This window comes from Marinobacter sp. H13 (assembly GCF_059072335.1).
The window spans coordinates 124,992-142,182 of record NZ_JCACRU010000009.1; the positions used below are offsets into that span (position 1 = coordinate 124,992).

At 51.4% G+C, this 17,191-nt stretch carries 13 protein-coding genes; 9 read left to right on the forward strand and 4 right to left on the reverse strand.

The features are described from left to right. Positions 1-87 precede the first annotated feature (87 nt). Positions 88-1,596: a hypothetical protein gene (locus tag AC5JQH_RS22085; RefSeq protein WP_153637500.1), complete on the reverse strand. Its 1,509-nt coding sequence runs from the start codon at positions 1,594-1,596 to the stop codon at positions 88-90. A 2,302-nt stretch (positions 1,597-3,898) separates the two neighbouring features. Here AC5JQH_RS22085 and AC5JQH_RS22090 point away from each other — a divergent pair. Both AC5JQH_RS22090 and AC5JQH_RS22095 read left to right on the forward strand, forming a co-directional pair. Continuing rightward, a complete protein-coding gene (locus AC5JQH_RS22090) occupies positions 3,899-5,176 on the forward strand; it encodes a replication initiation protein (protein WP_153637506.1) in 1,278 nt (425 codons plus the stop codon). Between the two features lie 107 nt (positions 5,177-5,283). Beyond that, positions 5,284-5,610, forward strand: coding sequence for an antirestriction protein ArdR (locus AC5JQH_RS22095; RefSeq protein WP_370686258.1), 327 nt, complete (start codon positions 5,284-5,286; stop codon positions 5,608-5,610). On the opposite strand, the gene AC5JQH_RS22100 is transcribed toward AC5JQH_RS22095, so the two are convergent. Next, on the reverse strand, positions 5,607-6,002 hold the full coding sequence (locus AC5JQH_RS22100; RefSeq protein ID WP_136630194.1) for a hypothetical protein: 396 nt from the start codon (positions 6,000-6,002) through the stop codon (positions 5,607-5,609). The genes AC5JQH_RS22095 and AC5JQH_RS22100 overlap by 4 nt on opposite strands. Before the next feature lie 138 nt (positions 6,003-6,140). On the opposite strand from AC5JQH_RS22100, the gene AC5JQH_RS22105 reads away from it, so the two are divergent. The 7 genes from AC5JQH_RS22105 (at position 6,141) to AC5JQH_RS22135 (ending at position 14,834) form a co-directional block, all read left to right on the forward strand. Beyond that, on the forward strand, positions 6,141-7,379 hold the full coding sequence (locus tag AC5JQH_RS22105) for a hypothetical protein (RefSeq protein ID WP_493806047.1): 1,239 nt from the start codon (positions 6,141-6,143) through the stop codon (positions 7,377-7,379). Positions 7,380-7,440: 61 nt separating this feature from the next. After that, positions 7,441-8,643 (forward strand): S8 family serine peptidase, encoded by a 1,203-nt coding sequence (locus AC5JQH_RS22110; RefSeq protein ID WP_493806048.1) that lies wholly within the window; start codon positions 7,441-7,443, stop codon positions 8,641-8,643. Between the two features lie 149 nt (positions 8,644-8,792). Next, entirely contained in the window at positions 8,793-11,003 is a 2,211-nt protein-coding gene (locus AC5JQH_RS22115) for a DNA topoisomerase 3 (protein WP_493806049.1), read from the forward strand. Positions 11,004-11,099: 96 nt separating this feature from the next. Beyond that, positions 11,100-11,612: a single-stranded DNA-binding protein gene (ssb, locus tag AC5JQH_RS22120; protein WP_493806050.1), complete on the forward strand. Its 513-nt coding sequence runs from the start codon at positions 11,100-11,102 to the stop codon at positions 11,610-11,612. An 815-nt stretch (positions 11,613-12,427) separates the two neighbouring features. Beyond that, entirely contained in the window at positions 12,428-13,462 is a 1,035-nt protein-coding gene (locus AC5JQH_RS22125; protein WP_493806051.1) for a reverse transcriptase/maturase family protein, read from the forward strand. A 12-nt stretch (positions 13,463-13,474) separates the two neighbouring features. After that, positions 13,475-14,113 (forward strand): HNH endonuclease, encoded by a 639-nt coding sequence (locus tag AC5JQH_RS22130; RefSeq protein WP_493806052.1) that lies wholly within the window; start codon positions 13,475-13,477, stop codon positions 14,111-14,113. A gap of 457 nt (positions 14,114-14,570) precedes the next feature. Next, on the forward strand, positions 14,571-14,834 hold the full coding sequence (locus AC5JQH_RS22135; RefSeq protein WP_493806053.1) for a hypothetical protein: 264 nt from the start codon (positions 14,571-14,573) through the stop codon (positions 14,832-14,834). Positions 14,835-14,873: 39 nt separating this feature from the next. Here AC5JQH_RS22135 and istB read toward each other — a convergent pair whose 3' ends face one another. Then, positions 14,874-15,614: an IS21-like element helper ATPase IstB gene (gene istB / locus AC5JQH_RS22140; protein ID WP_493806021.1), complete on the reverse strand. Its 741-nt coding sequence runs from the start codon at positions 15,612-15,614 to the stop codon at positions 14,874-14,876. Next, on the reverse strand, positions 15,601-17,106 hold the full coding sequence (gene istA / locus AC5JQH_RS22145) for an IS21 family transposase (protein WP_493806022.1): 1,506 nt from the start codon (positions 17,104-17,106) through the stop codon (positions 15,601-15,603). The genes istB and istA overlap by 14 nt, the downstream gene beginning before the upstream one ends. Positions 17,107-17,191 lie beyond the last annotated feature (85 nt).

The following is a 17,191-nucleotide window of genomic DNA, read 5'->3' on the forward strand; positions in this document are numbered from 1 at the left end:
CTTGATAATGCGAGGAACGAGCGGACAAAAAGAGAACTACAGAGGAAGGCGCCCAGGGCTTAGTCGCCTCCTCTACCGGTTTTCGATTCAGAAGAATGAATACTGACGCTTGCCAGTCAGCGTGGTGGGTACAGGCGCAGACTTCTTGTTTTCGTCTCCAATGATCGGATCCCACTTATCCCGCTCTACCTGGATGATTAGGTTGTCACGGGTTTTGTATTCTGGATCCGGATCCAGAAGTCGGAACAGGGTTATGTAATACCCGCAGAATTTCACCTTCACTGGCTCTCCGGACTCTTCAACCCATCCTTCGAATGGGCCAGGGTCATGAGCCTTTAGGCCCTTGATGAATTTTTCCTTGAACGCGGAATAATCCATCGAAGGAACGAGGGTCCGGGCGAAATGCTGGAGCGGCTTATTGATCTTGCGCTCTCTCTTGTTTCCCGGGGTTTTAAATATCACCGGGCGCAGATAATCGTAGACAACCTGCATAATTCCACTGACGCGGTGACTGAGCATCTCTCGATGCGCCCTGAAAATCGCCTTGGTCGTGGGATTGTTCTTGATCCGGTACCAGAGATGAGCTCCGAGACTAACCACGAGATGACGCGGCACTTCCCTTTGAGTCATATCATCGTATATATCAATGTGCGAGAGCAGTCGGAAATGAGCTTCACTCAGATAGTGTGTGCTCTCATCCAAGTTGAAGAACTTCATGAACTTACTGTTTTGTACGTCGTCGACTTTGACATCAAAACGGGTACTTTCCATGGCCCGGATCGCATTGTATATCCGGCGCTGATTCTTCGTGTTGGATGGATGCTCCAGCTCCATCAGATCCGCTATTTCCACGGTATCTATGGGAAACGCATTCTCCAACTGATTCACATCACCACCGACTTCTGCAAGGCGTACTTCGATTAAACCAGCAATTTGCGTCAAAAGCGCCCGCATAACCGGCTTATCGCTCCAGGTGAGAAGGCGGTCACCATTGGTCTGCGTTGATGTCTCAATGGTCACCATCTCATTCTGGAACGTCAGCTGTGTCACCATGAAGTTGTCGGGCACGTCTTCCCAGCTGGAACGAGGCATGCAGCGATCAAGAATACCGAAGAAGAAATTCTCACTGCGTGGGGTGGCCCCTTCGAGGGACTTTAGATATTGAGTATTGCTTTCCCGTATTCTCTGGCTTCGGGCAATGGGGTTTCGTTTCTTCCTGGCACTTGTTTCGATCTTTTGGTCAACGGACTGTTTGACGGAGGTGTAGTCCCTCAGGCGCCAGAGTCTACGCTTCCTGCTATTGTGCCCGTACTTCCGAAAAGCACCATCGAAAACACCGTAATCATTGAGCGTTCTGCCATAACGGTCGATCGAAGGCCGTGAGCTGGCGATCTTTCTGGCCTTTAGCTCTTCCACCAGTTCCACAGAGGTAACGATGGAGCTGCCATGTTTTTCAGCTGCATCAAATAGAGCTGCCAAAAACTGAATCTCACGCGGATTCAGTGGTAGCTCCAGGTAATCCTGTCTTTCCGCAACAGAATATTCCGGCACCTCGAAGTGGGTACCCGTGGTGTCATCTTGTGTGGCTTTGCTCATGAGTGCCTTTAGACCTATCTATGGTGCAAAGGATCGACGTATTTTGAGCAGCATAGCGGGTTTTTTTTGAGTGTCAAACTTTTCTAAAGGTGAAAGTTAAAATATCTAATTTGGTCACAATCCAAAGGTGGTTATGACAGGAAATTTCGTCTAATTCGGGTACTGATCGAATGGAAATGGAGCCCATTCGGGACGGGTTTAAGCGAGCCAACGCGCTTAATACGTTATTACTACGTTATGATACGTTATCAGTTATAGGGGAAATCAGGCGCAAGCTTTAAAAACGGATTTTCCATAAATTTCAATATTTTGAAGCGCAAAAAAAGATCTGGGATTTCGTTATCCACAAGCTGCTTACACCATTTTTTGTTCTGCTTACACCATTTTAAGCTGCTGCTTACACCACTTTTTTCTGCTGCTTACACCATTTTCTTTGCTGCTTACACCATCAATCCACAAGTCCCTGGCCTGGGCACTATTCCATACCCGTAATCGCCCCATTTAGCTTGTCCGAGACGGACGGTTTATTTTATTGAAACGAAAGGCAAGCAAAAATTGCCCTTGGTTGGTGTATTTTAATGTCTATATATGAGCAGCAGGTATCGAACAAATCCCTGCATATCACGAGGTTGGTGAATTTCTACGTCTATATTTGAGCAGCACGCCATGGTGAATTTTGAGGGCTATATATGAGCACCAAACAGGGTGTTTTCAGGAGCCTGTGGTGATTTTCTGATGCTATATGTGAGCAGTTGTAACCAGGGATCGAAGATCTCGCCGCGCTAGCGGGGCCTTTTAAGGCCGGGGATTAATCGAGGTGATTTTCGATGTCTATATATGAGCAGCAGTATTCCATTTATTATCAATGGCTTAGATGTAACGCTTAAGTCTTGATCAACGTTTAAGCTCCTCATGGCGTGGCTTACACCCCGGTCAGGCCCTAGCATCAACTCCTCACCTGCTGCTTACACCACTTTTTGAGAGGCAATGCTGCTGCTTACACCATACGAGCAACGGTGATTCTGCCGCTTCCACCACCGGAACTCAGTAATAACAGGGGTTTGCGCCTGTCCGTGTCAATCGATCTGCTGCTTACACCTTTTTGATGAGCTGGTGATCTGCTGCTTACACCACTCTGAGCTCGGTTGATTCTGCTGCTTACACCACCGGAAACCCGTAATAACAGGGGTTTGTGCCTGTTCATGGTCAATCGATCTGCTGCTTACACCATTTTCCGAGGTGCAATCCTGCTGCTTACACCATTCTGAGTACCGGTGATTCTGTTGCTTACACCATTTTGATGAGCTGTTGTTCTGCTGCTTACACCAGTTTCACCTGGCCCCTATGTGCTGTTCACACCATTCTGATCGCGGTTGATTCTGCTGCTTACACCATCGGAGCCCAGTAACGACGGGAGTTTCACCCGCTTTTTGGGTAATCACCCTGCTGCTTACACCATTTTGAAGAGCAGGAGTTCTGCTGCTTACACCATTGTTCGAAGGGCGATCCTGCTGCTTACACCATTCTGAGTACCGGTGATTCTGTTGCTTACACCATTTTGATGAGCTGTTGTTCTGCTGCTTACACCAGTTTCACCTGGCCCCTATGTGCTGTTCACACCATTCTGATCGCGGTTGATTCTGCTGCTTACACCATCGGAGCCCAGTAACGACGGGAGTTTCACCCGCTTTTTGGGTAATCACCCTGCTGCTTACACCATTTTGAAGAGCAGGAGTTCTGCTGCTTACACCATTGTTCGAAGGGCGATCCTGCTGCTTACACCATTTTGATGAGCAATCTGCCCTCTGAATGGCGAAAAATTTCAATTTTTTTTCGTGCTGCTTACACCACAGAAAATACTGCTATTAGCGGCTTTATCCCGAATTTATGGTGCAAAAGGCCAGCAAATATTGAGCAGCATGACCATTAAGGCTTGTCATGAAACTGCCGTGCCGTCTAAATTATGAAGCCATAACAACAGGTTTGTAGGGGCTGTTGGCTGAGCTACCAGGCTACCGGCACCTCAGTAGAAGCAACACAGGCACTTCCGTTAGACGAAGGAACGTTCAGATGGCTTATTAACTGACAGGCAAAAAAAAACCTGAAGTTGGCGCTTCAGGTTTTTCTCAAAATTAGATCTGCGAATTGGCGTTCGCAGCAGTTACCCAAGCTTTGATCAAGAGCAACCTCAACACCTCCGATCTTAGCTTGCGGGTACCTTTTGTGCAACTGAAAAAGGACTTGCATGCATTCCCTGTGCATCAAACAATGCCAGCCATCCTGGCAAGAAAGGGGTTTATAGATGGGCGCCTACGTGCCTATCCACTACCCCTCCGCCCTATCCAGGGCATTTGGCGAGGCACCCTATTTCCCCCGCTGCTCATACAACAAGACTGCGGTATTCAGTCGACCCCGCCATTTAGCGTTCGACTATCCCTACATGCAGGTGAACAGGAAAGATCTGAGAAGCTGGCTTGTCTTCGATCTTGACCACGCCGGCGACTGGCTCTGGGAATCCGAACAATTCCCCGCTCCGAACCTGATTGTCCGGGATCCTAAGTCTGGATCGAGCCATTGGTTTTACGCTATCGAGCCAGTACGGACAGGCCCGGATTCCCGGCCGGCTCCGCAGCGGTTCATGAAATCGGTGTATCGGGCCATGCGCTCCCGTATTGGCGCGGATATCGATTATGCCGGCGGGCCAGTTGCGAAAACGCCAGGCCATCCGCAATGGGAAACCCTGGAACTGCATAGTCATATCTATTCGCTTGGCGAGCTGGCGGACTTCCCTTTCTTTGACGATTACCAATCCCAGCAACCACCCCCATGGTCAAACAAAGATTGCGACACGCTTGATCAGGACCGTTCGCAACTGGAATCCCGACACGTTTCCCTATTCCTGAGCCTCCAGCGAATAGCCTTCTCGGCTGTCTGGTCGTTCCGCTGCCAGGGCCCTCGAGCGTTCCCGCGGTTTTATGACCATCTCCTTTCGCAGGCCCATGGGTTAAACCGGTTCAGCACCATGGGGTATGCAAAGGGGAATCTTCCGACCTCTTCTCTGAAGTCGACCGTTAAAAGTGTGAGCCGCTGGGTATGGGACAACTATTACGCCAGTTCCCGCCCGAATACTGGGATCATGAATCTCGACCCTTCCCTTCCCCAGAAGGAGCGTCAGCGCTTATCCGCACTGCGCACGCACGCTTTAAGAGCTAATGCGACAAAGCAGCGAATAGGTACAGCCGTCCGTTCACTTTATTCACAGGGATCCAAAATCAGCTTTTCTGCCATTGCCCGTGAGTCAGGTCTGTGCAGACAAACGGTATCGAAATACCGCGACGCTATTACCACAGCCTTATCAACGTTAGACCAACCCTCGGAATCCACTCCTGATCTAGCTACCAGGAGCGATCAACAGCGGAAAACCGAACTTGTTAATTTTGGTGCACATCAGGTAACTACCAATTGGGCTTTACTGACAGCTGAGGGATTCAGTGGGCTTACGCAGGGATTCTCGGACGGAGAAGATGAAACGCTAAGCACCGTGATATTTCCGAAGTGCCGTAGCGGACCTGACCTATGACTGTATGATTACTGTGCAAATTCATACCAAGTCTCCGATAGTGCGGATTTGTTAGCCACTTACGTAAGCCCGGGTTGAAGTTATCCACAGGGTTACGCACAAATTCTGTGGATGAAATCTTTCTGGAATTTGCCGTTTATCTGAGTAATATTTTCAAGGGAACCAAGATCCTTTTGGAGTTGATCATGACGGCACCGCTAAATGCCCTTTCGAGAAAAGCGTTCGAATTTCGTAGCCAGAGAGGACTAAAAGGTGGAGTGGTTTTGATCTATGAGGGCCAGGCCTACGGCTGGAAAGATGGTCTGCGCGATGCAGAACATGAGAAGCCAGGGGCTATTGCTGTGGATGAAAATGGAATGGTGTTTATTGCTGAGGGTGGAAGCGAATATTCTGGGGCTAAGGCATGGGCGCTCCACCCTCAACACATGGCTTAAACTGCAATTTTTAAGTTAGAAATCAGTCGGTAAGCCTCTGAAGAAGTACTAACAAATTCAGTTTGAATATCCCGTGACAGGTAGATCTCTTTGAGGTCCTGAAGGACCTGAGGCTTTACATGAGATCCGACAATTACTACCTGCAATCTCATTCCGTTGTTTGCTGACCACCAGTTCAGATCCGCAATTCTCTTTCGTGTTTTGGAAGCTTTTAAGGTGCTCAGGTCTGTCTTAGAACTGACAAACTGGGATAGATCTACAACCTTCACCCAGTCGTGGCACATCCTTTTTTCTACCATTGCTCTGTACGCAGCTTCGTAGTCCAGGAAACTGATCCCTTCCCACGTCGACAGAGATGTTATCCAGAGGGTGTTTTGTTCCCACGAAATCATGTTTTTTCCTGTGTTGCTTCGTTGGTGAGCATTGCCCAAGAAATCAAACTGCTAGTTCAACTTTCCTTGAGTTTCAAATGATGCGATTATCCGTATAATAAAATTATTTAAGCCAATTACCAAGTGAGTACTTTCATTGTGAGAAAACAATTTGCGGCATCGCTTCTTGCTGTCACCGTCATGGCTGGATGCAGCAGTACCCCATCTGGTACGACTGGAACAAGTGACGGATTGATCACCACATACCGAACCGGTGACGTTCCTTTCAGTTATCCCGAATCGCTTCTCACGGGCTATAACAGCCGCGAATGCCTGAAGTGGTCAAACAGCAACATCATTGCGACAGACAAGTTATTCCTCTTCAACGCCGCAGGAATGACACCAAACCAGTCCGAGACGCTCGCCACTAGGCTTGACGCTGAAATCACCAAGCTGTCTACGTCGTTAGACTGGGCCCCGTATCGTTGGCTCGATAGCCTTCCAGTGATCAACGAGCCCAATGGGGCGGCATTGTTTGCCGACTCGCTTGTTACGCTCGATAGACAGGTTGGCACTGCGCGAGTTTCATCGGATGCTTCAAAATCTCGAAGTGGCGAGCCGCCGGCAGGCAAGAAATCATTGTTTGTAAGTCAGATGACCAAAGAGGTCGACGTTCTTGATTACGTCTTGCCAGGCTTCAAGCCGGTCAATGATTGGCGAGCTCCCTCACACCACGTTTACAAGCATTATTTGAAGTTGCCCAGGCCAGAGCGTGTTGAAGCGGTGCGCCGGTTCAATCAGATGTCCGCCTTTGATGCTATGACCGATTCCTTCGAGATTCTTCCCGGCCGTCTACTGGTATGTGTCTACCGGGAACAGACGCACTTGTCTGAATCCGAAAGTCACGACATGGGCATCAACATCAAAGCTGGCGCCTCTGATCAAGCTATCCGCACGGCTCTGGTTGGTGCTTACCAGGCGGCCCGGACTCGAGCCTATGGCCAGCTCGAAGATCTGGTACCGGAGTGGTTTCTGACCGGTCAGCGTGTTTTCCATGGGGGTGAGCGCATTGCTGATCTGGACGAAGCACTGTACAACAGCCCTATCAATTCCCATGGCAGCGCTTACGCCAAGAAGCCGGACAACTACCCTGCCCTTGCCGGACTTGCCTACCGCTATCTAGGTGAAGCCAATGAGATGTCGTTAATCGCGAGCTTGCTTGATGCGGTGCGCTATCGAGATATGCCGAAAGTTGGTGTTGATAGCCAGCATCCTGAGCGCTTTTTTAATGAGGCGTTTAACGATCGCATGAAAGCCTTGGATGGCGGCCCACTAACACTTCGCGGTTTCGATTACGGTTGGAATGGCTTTGTCGGCGAGCTGCTCCAAACTCGCTAACTTGACCTTAGCTTGAAGTTAATTTATCATTTAAAGGGTTAGGTCCATACAGGAGAGAAGAATGAAGCGTTCAATTTTTGCAGTTGGTTTTTCAGTTGTCCTTGCCGCGTGCGGCGGGGGCGGTGGTGGCGGCGGTACCGTGGAAACGCCAGTTACTCCCGGCGATGGTATTGTCGAGGCAGATCACTTGTCTGCGATCAACGCCGATTATGCAGCCAACCTTTCTATCACGGGCTCCGGGGTAACCGTGGCGGTTATTGATTCCGGCGTAAACGTTGCTCATGAGGAGTTTTCAGGCAAGACACTCAATCAGAACAGCGGCTCTTTCTCTGATCCTGCCAGCGTCTACACCCAGCAGGAAATTCAGGACATGGGCATTTCTGGCAACGACTTCAACGATGCCATCAGAACCGGTGACCAGGAAGATGTTCAAGGTCATGGCACTCACGTTACCAGTCAACTCTGGGGCGAAAATGTTGGTGTTGCGCCAGGTGTCGACCTGCTAATGCTCGATGTTTACGAGCAGTTCAGTCCGAATTCCGTCACAGCAAAGGGTCTCATCGAAGACCTGAACGGTTGGGGTGTAGATTTTGCCAATGCCTCTTTGACTGGTGTCGACTACTTCGAAAATAGCCAGTTTCGCGATGAGCGGCCGACATTTGCTCCGCTGGAGCAAAACGACATTGGCTGGATCGTTGCCGCTGGTAACTTCGGGCTGGACATGACTGAAGTCTTTGTCACCAACCCGATCGATTGTGGTGCTCTCACTCAAGAACAGCGCGATGCGAATCTGGTCTGCACTTTCATTTTTGACGCAACGACCGTTGATCTGCTGGTGAAGGATACAGGGCTGGCGGAGCAGACGCTTTGGGTTGGCGCAGTTGACGATGAGACTTTCGAAATCTCTGAGTTTACGCTTTCTGGCGGAATTGCAGCCGGCTCTAATGTCCCGGGTTCAGATCCTGATATTCAGGCTCGCTGGATTTCTGCCCCAGGCACGCAAATCAATGGTCCGTTCTTTGATAACAACACGGACTACATCAACGTATCTGGCACGTCCCAGGCGGCGCCTATGGTGACTGGTGCAGCGGCACTGGTTAAGAGTCAGTTCCCGACTCTGAGCAATGCTGCCGTCCTGCAGATTCTTCTGGATACCGCCGACAGCAGCTTCGCAGGCTACGACGTTACCCAGCACGGCCAGGGTGTCCTCGATATTGAGGCGGCCCTCCAGGTTAATCCTGCTGACTACGTTGACCCCATTTAAGCTGGGGGATGAAAGGGAAAAGCGCTCAACAGAGCGCTTTTCTTGTTTCTGGGGCTTGGAAATCTGGACTTAGTAGTCCGATTACGACGATCTGCAAACACAAATACCGGTGAATTTAATAAAACAATCTGGTACATTTGCAAAGTTGTTTGATTGACTTAACAAGAGTCACATGCATGGACTTGTACCTCTGTGAAAAACCGAAAGTTGGCCGGGCCCTGGCGAGCATCCTCAAGGCCAACGATCGCAAAGAAGGCTACGCCACCGATGGCGGCCAGATCTACGTAACTTGGGCGGTTGGCCATATTCTGGAGGTTTTCGAACCCGCCGAGTATGACGAGAAGTGGAAACGATGGGATGTTCAGCACCTCCCTATCCTTCCACAACAGTTCCAGATGAAGGTAAAGCCCAGCTTCAAGAAACAGTACGACGTCGTTGAGAAGCTGCTCAAGAAAGCCACAACGGTTTACATCGCTACAGACATCGACCGCGAGGGTGAATCGATTGCGCGGGAACTCATGGACCGTGCCGGCTATTGGGGAACAACTTACCGGGTTCCGATCGCCTCACTGGATCCTGTCAGCATTCGTGAAGCCTTGAACGATATCCGGCCGGGCGAAGAGACCTACAACCTCTATTTGGCAGCCATCGGCCGGACTCATGCTGACTGGCTTATTGGCATGAACTTCAGTCGGCTTGCCAGTTTGACGGCACAGGCTGCTGGAAGCCGGGAGTCGTTACCCGTTGGCCGGGTTCTGACGGCTATTGTTGCCCTTGTTGCTTTCCATGATGAACGTCGGAAGAACTTTGTCCCGCATGATTACTTCACGATCGACGTAACCGGTGATTTAGTCAAAGGCAGTTTGAAGGCAAACTGGATTCCACCTCGCTCAATCACTGACGATGGCGGGCGCTGTGTTGACCAGGCGTATGCTCAAAAGCTGGCGGCTCAACTGAGATCCGCACCAATCACGGTCGTGGATGTAAAAACACGGGAGACGTCCAAAAAACCGCCTCTACCCTTTGATATGACCTCGCTGCAGCAATATTGCGCTAACCGCTGGGGATATTCAGCTTCAAAAACCCTGAAGGCGGCACAAGAGCTGTATGAGACGCACACCCTGATTACTTACCCGCGCTCTGATTGCAAGTATCTTCCTGACTCCCAGTTTCCTCAGGTGCAATCGATACTTGATGCGTTGGTAGAGGGTGATGCCGGGCTGGCGGACAAAGCGGCTCTGGCCGACTCCTCCAAGAAGCCCATGGCCTACAACACGTCAAAGGTCGGCGCCCACCACGCGATCATTCCAACAACCAAAGTTGGCGATTTTAAAGCGCTACCCGAGGCCGAGAAGAATGTATTTGACGCGGTTCGCCTGAGGTTTATTGCCCAGTTCTGTGAAGACCAGGTGGATAAGGTCACCAAGATCAATCTTGAAGCTGTGGGACAGAAATTCCTCGCATCAGGCAAGGTTCCAGTATCCCCGGGGTGGGCAGCTGTCTATGGAAACGACCCTGAGGCATGCGACCCCAAGGACGACAAAGACGACGAGGAAACAGACAGCACCAAGCAAAAACTGCCTTCCCTCGAGACCGGTGATCAAGGGACCGTCTCCGAGGCATTACTCCAAAGTAAAAAGACTCAACCGCCGAAGCCTTTCACTGAAAGCACGCTTCTCGGTGCAATGAACAACGTCTCCCGTTTTGTAGATGAGCCTGAGCTCAAGAAGATTTTGGACGAAAAAGACGGCATCGGCACCCAGGCCACCAGAGCTGGGATTCTTGATAACGCTTTCCGTTACGGCTATCTCCAGCGCAAAAAGAAACAGATTGTGGCTACGGACAAGGCTTACGGGATGCTGAAGATTGTTCCCCCGGCCCTTGCCTCCCCAGGTATGACGGCCGGCTGGGAAAAGCAGCTGGATAAGATTGCCGCCGGCGAACTTTCGCTCGAAGAGTTCGAACAGAAAATCGTCAACTGGATGACCAAGTTGGTTGCTGCCGGAAAAGAGAAGATTGCCAATAATGATCTGGGTTCTGCCGCTACTGACTTTGCAGAGAAGGCGGAGGAATCGAATCATCAATGTTTCGAATGCTCTGCCCCACTGAAACGAATTCCCGGCAAGAACGGTTATTTCTGGGGATGCCAGGATCGTGAGAAGTGTGGTGCCACGTTCCCAGACGCCCGCGGCAAGCCAAAGAAACGAGAGAAACAGCCGGAGAACGCGCCAGAGTGCCCCGACTGTGGAAAGGCCATGCGCATGCGGACATCCAAGAAAGGTAAAGGAAAAGGGCCTTCGAAATTTTGGGGATGCAGTGGCTTCCCGGAGTGCAAATCCACCATGGAATTTAAAGGTTAAAAACCTCTTGCAATATACACCGTGCAAGGTGTATTATTAGGTTTCTGGTTAGGAATTCACATGAGTATTTTTCAGGTTAGGAAAGAGGTATAAATTATGGCGCGTGGCGTGAATAAAGTCATACTTATCGGTAACTTAGGGCAAGATCCCGACACAAGATACACCCCAAACGGCAACGCTGTGGTGAATCTAAATCTTGCAACTGACGAAAGCTACAAAGATCGCCAAACCGGTCAGCTGGTACCGAAAACTGAGTGGCATCGTGTGGTGATGTTCGGAAAGATCGCCGAAGTTGCCGGTCAATACTTGCGTAAGGGATCGAAGGTCTACATCGAAGGCAAACTTCAAACGCGGAAGTGGCAAAACAAGGAAGGTCAGGATGTTTACACAACAGAGGTTGTAGTGGATATCAACGGCCAGATGCAGATGCTCGACACTCGAGGTTCGGATCAGGGCGCTCCTGCAGGTCGCCCCCAGTCTTCCGGTAACGGTCCAGTGGGCGGTCAGCAGAACAATGCACCGGCGCAATCAGGCGGCTACAGCAATCAGCCTTCACAAGGCAGTATGCCTGAGCCTGTGGATGACTTCGACGATGACATACCCTTCTAGGTGCGCCGTTTTGCTGGGTACATCAAGCACTTACGGCATTCGTGCTACAAGTATAGGCTGTTGGTAGGCCTATTGCAAACCTGACTTATCCTCGCCCAGTAATGGGCTTGAACCTCGAAAGAGGGAGGGGAGTGCAGCATGTCAGGAAAAGGCGGGTGGCGGTGAAAGAGTCTAACTTGCGCCCGTCATTGCAAGTCCCATACGGTTAAGCCTGATTGGTTGAACCATAGTCCTTTGTGGGTTTCGGGATATCAGTGACCTATGACTCTTGAGAGGTCACTTCACGTGTAGTCGGGGAGATTGTTAGAACACCCGGCTAACCAACCACGTGACACGCGCTCGGTGAGAGTGTTAAGGGGACGTAAGTGGAACCTAAGTGGGACGCACCTTGACTACCTAGAAATGCGGGATTGCCTAAACAGGTCTCAACTATGGGCCTGCACGGCAACGGAGACTTCGTAGTACCCAATGTTGACCTGTAATTGGTCTAGCAGTCAGTAACCAACCTGACCTGAAAGCTGGATATAAGTTTCTAGCAATAGCAATGAAAGTCCAACCGTAAGGGGGAAGGAAGTCAGACAAGAACATGCCAATAGAGCGAGGTTCGATAGTCAGTGCTATCTCAAAGAACACTCAATGCGCTAGGTGGTATAGGCAAAGCGAGTAAAAGTGGAGCCAAGGTAAGGAAGCTGCACAAGATCATGTGTAGCAACAGGGACTTGTGGACTCAAGCGTACGCGAACATTTACGCCAATAAAGGGGCTTTGACCCGAGGGGTAAATGGAAACACGCTGGATGGATTCGGGGAAGACCGGGTGACTCATCTGATCTACTTGATCCAGACCGGAGTTTACAAACCAAGTCCTTGCCGCAGAGTGGAGATACCGAAAGACCCGAGGAACCCAAAAGGCAAAACCAGACCTCTGGGGGTGCCAAATGGTGATGACAAACTCATCCAAGAAGTAATGCGGATGTTGTTGGAGGAGATCTATGAACCGGTCTTCTCAGATTGGAGCTTTGGCTTTCGGCCAAACCGATCATGTCATACCGCCCTCAATGAGATATGGGATAGCTGGAAGGGAACCAAATGGGTCTGTGACGTAGACATCAAAGGGTACTTCGACAATATCGACCATGATCGCTTGCTGCATTTTATGAGCAAACGTGTTGATGACCGAAAGTTTCTGAACCTGGTTCGGAGATTTCTGAAGGCCGGATACATGGAAGACTGGCGATACTACGGCACGCACAGCGGGACACCTCAAGGAGGGATTATCTCTCCAATTCTGGCCAACATTTACCTGCACGAACTCGATGAGTTCATGGTGAGTAAGGTCAAGGAGTTCAGCATGGGCAGCCGGAGAAGACCCAACCCTGAATACCGAAAACTTCTGTGCAATCGGAGTAATCGGATAAAATGGCTCAAAGAGCGAAGCGACATAACTGAAGAAAAGGCTGCTATATGGCGGCGTGAGATTCAGGAATGGGGGGAAAGACTCGGCAACATGAGCAGTGTGCTGATGGACGACCCCGGCTTCAAGCGTCTGAGGTATGTCAGATATGCGGACGACTTTTTGATTGGTGTCATTGGCACTAAGCAGGAAGCGAAAGCAATCATGGCAGACGTCACCCGCTTCGTGGAAACGGAGTTGAGGCTGGAAATCTCGCAAGAGAAATCTGGCATCGTGGACCCAAAACAAGGATTTACCTTTCTAGGCTATTCCGTCGTCTGTCGGCGCGAAAGCAAGAGGGTAAAGTGCGTGGTCAGTCATAAGGCTGATGGAAGCAAGGTGCATGGAACTAAACGTACCATTACCGAGCACGTACATCTTGGGGTTCCTCGGGAATAAGCGCAGAAGTTCGTGGAGCTTAAGGGCTACGGTCTCTATGACTCAGGAAAGGCGTTGGCCAAGAAGGCGCTCCTATTCCATAGCGACACCGAGATTGTTGGTCAGTACAACGCAGAGCTGAGAGGCTTTGCGAACTACTACAACCTCGCGCCGCAATTCTACCTGAATAAGGTAGAGTGGATATGGCAGAACAGTCTCTTCAAAACGCTTGCTGCAAAGCATAAGACGAGCAGGGCCAAAATCGCCAGTCAACTCAAAAGAGGGGACGGCTCCTTTGTTCTCAAGGAGTGGCGAGGGGATAAAGTCTTCGAAACAACGGTGTTTAAGCTGAAAAACCGGGCTGCACCTAGGCCAGGTCAGGTGGATATCCTCCCCAACCCCTATAAATACTCGGGGCGAACGGAGCTGCTTGACCGGTTGAATGCTAGTGTCTGTGAATACTGCACCCAACCCTCGGGTCGTCTGGAAGTGCACCATGTGCGCAAACTGAAGGACATCTCGAAGGGTACGGAGCCATGGAAAAGGCTCATGATGGCAAGACGCAGAAAGACCCTGGTCCTATGCTTTGACTGCCACCGTGATCTGCACAAGGGGACACTACCCGACCTACGCGCTTTCCGGAAAAAGCTTGTTGGAGAGCCGTATGCATAGAAATGTGCACTTACGGTTCGGTGGGGGGGGCAACGGCTAACCTCTTTGTGAGGTGCACGTGCCCTACCCAACGTCATTGATTTTAAAGCGTTTTTTAGAAATAGCCTCCTGATAATAGGGAGGCTATTTTCGTTTTGCAAACATTTTTCGGAAAGGCCCTATTTTCTGATATGAGATCTCTTGTATACTTTAATTGTTCCGGGCCGGGAGCAATCCCTACTGAAGCCTCGGTAGTTGTCAGTTTGGTGCCTCCTGTTTGTCCTAACCTACAAGCTTGACTCCTTTCTGATCGGCCCGGAACTTCTCCCTTCTTCTGCTGTCAATCTCCCTCTCTCGATATATAACCAATCATCTCAATTTGTATTAATCCTGTAATAATGACTTGTGCTTCACGGTTGCCTATCCGACTATCTGACTCGCAATTAAAGTATTACCTTGGCAGGGTTCTGGAGGCGGCATGGTCGAGCTGATCAGTAGTTCAAATTTAGGTGTTCTCGAAGAGATCAGTGACTTGTTGGTCGAGATTGGTGAAGAGCTTTCGGCTCGGAGAGTGATTCGTCATTACGAAACGGAATCCTTTCACGGCGCCAATGGCTCTCTTGAAGAAGCACACGCAGTATTCTTTAACAGTCGTCATGACCGCAGCGTGAGCGTCTGGGTCACTGATTTTATTGGCTCCAGTCGTTCAGACGGCATCGGTGTCAATGGCCATTTATTTTGACCCACCTTTGGCCAATAAAATTGACCCACCTTTCATAGTCTAGCCTGTAACTTTCTGCTTCAGTCGATAGCTTTCTCCTCCCAACATAAAGATGTGTGAATGGTGGATAACCCGGTCAATGATCGGCACCGCCACGTTGTCGTCGTGGAAGAACTCGCCCCAACTGGTGAAGTCCTTGTTCGTGGTCAGGATGATGGACCGGTATTCGTACAGACTGTTGATCAACTGGAACAGGTTGTAGCGGGCCTGCCGGGTCATGGGCAGGTAGCCCAGCTCATCGATGATCAGCAGGTCGTACTTGGCCAACTGGCTGACCCGCTTTTTCAGTTCCCCTTTCATCTCGGCCAGTTCCAGTTCTTCCACCAGATCCAGGGCGTTGCGGAACAACACCCGGTAGCCGGCTTCCACGGCTTTGTAGCCAATGCCGATGGCCAGGTGGGTCTTGCCTACACCGGGCGGGCCGATGAACACCAGGTTGTTCCGTTCGTCGATGAACTGGAAGTCCAGCAAGGCATTTACCTGACGTTTGGTAATGGTGGTCTGGTGCCGGTAGTCGAAGCCCTCCAGGCGCTTATCGGCGGGGAACGCAGCCATCTTCCGGTTCCGGCGGATACGCTTGTCCTGGCGCTGGATCAGTTCGTGTTCGGCAAGCCGGTCCGCGAAGCTCAGATAGGACATCTCGTTGGCTTCAGCCTCGGCCAGCAGGTTGGTCAGTTCGTCGGCGGCCGCGCTCAGGCGCAGACTGCGGTAACGGGACACGGTCTGTTCAAGCTGGCTCATGGGTCACCCCCTGGCCACTGGAGTGGCCAATACGGCGATAAGCACTCAGATCCAGTGCTTGCTTGGGTTCTGGCAGCGGTTCCGGCTGCCGTTCCCGCAGCGTAGCTGCCTGGGCTGCTTCCAGATAACTTTGCAGCCGTGTGGCGGTCATGCCGGGACGCTCTGCGAGAGTCGTGAGCAACACCGGATCCACCGGCGCATGGCGCTTGAGCAGATCACGGGTAGCCACTAACTGATCCTTGTAGATCTTGGGCTCGGAACACTTGAGCTGCTGGCACAACCGTTGCCCGATTTCGCTACCGATCATCTCATTGATCTTGCTCTCAAGGGTGGTCACCCGCTGGGCATGATCGCGGTAGTGATGGGTGTTCTTGAACACTTTGCCCTTGTCTGAACACAGCGCATGGCTAGCGATGACGTCGCCTGTGTTCAGGTCGCTGATGTGGAGTTGGCCGCCGGACTCCAGAACACCCACTCGGGCCTGTTGCCAGGCCATGGGCACAGAGTACTTGTTGGCCTTCCAGGCGATCAGGCCGGTCTTGTCGGCCCGCCGTGTCTCGTGGGCTACAGGCTGCACGCAAGCTGGTGACAGGTAAGCCTCCAGATGTTCTCGCTCATCCCGTTCGAAGCGTTCCCGGGGTGGTTCGCCGGTAGTGCCATGGATCCGGACATTGGCCACGCTTTCAACCCAGTCCTGCACGTGCTGACGCACGTGTTCGTGATCCCGGAAGACCTCACCGTAGAGGCAATCCTGCTTGACGTACTTCACGCCGGCTTCCACCTTGCCCTTGCTCTCCGGGTCGTAGCCTTCGCAGGCATGGATCCGGAACCCGGCCGTGGTGGCATATCCATGGAACTGTTGGTTGAGGGTCAACTCCCGGTACTGTTCGTTGATTACCACCAGCTTGGTCTGATCGTAAACGCACTCCTCCGGCAGGCCACCGAAGTAACGCAGGGCTTCGTCATGGAGTTGGATAAAGGTCTGGGTGTCCAGTGGGCGGAAGGCCAGGCCCACGTACATCAACCGCGAGTAAGACAGCACGAACACCACAAAATGCAGCGTGCGTTCTTCGCCACCGATCAGCACGCCGCGCAACTCACCGGGGTCCACCTGGCACTGAACACCCGGCACATCGTCCAGAATGGGTTCGTAGTAGCGCATCTGGGCCGAGGCCACTTCCTCCTTGAGTGCTCGCACATAACGGCGAATGGAGCGATCTGAGGCCGGTAAGTCGCCGACCTTTGCCTGAAGCTTACGGGCAATCTTGACGGCGCTGAGCTTGGGAAATTGCTTGAGCAAATGCACCAGGTAATCCCGGTGATCGTCGAGGCGCTTGCTCCGCGAGGGATCTGCAAACCGTTCCGAAATCGCATCTACCTCCATCCGCAAATATTTACGAACGGTATTCCGGGACAAGCCCAGTTCCTGACTGATGGCGCGGATCGACAGCCCTTTGCCGTTATCGTGCAGTGCCTTGATCTTGTGTATCACAACCCACTCCTTCACTGACATGCCCCCGGCCATCGATAAAAGCGGGGGACAGTAGCTGGTTCTATGGCCTGACGGCCACTCGGAG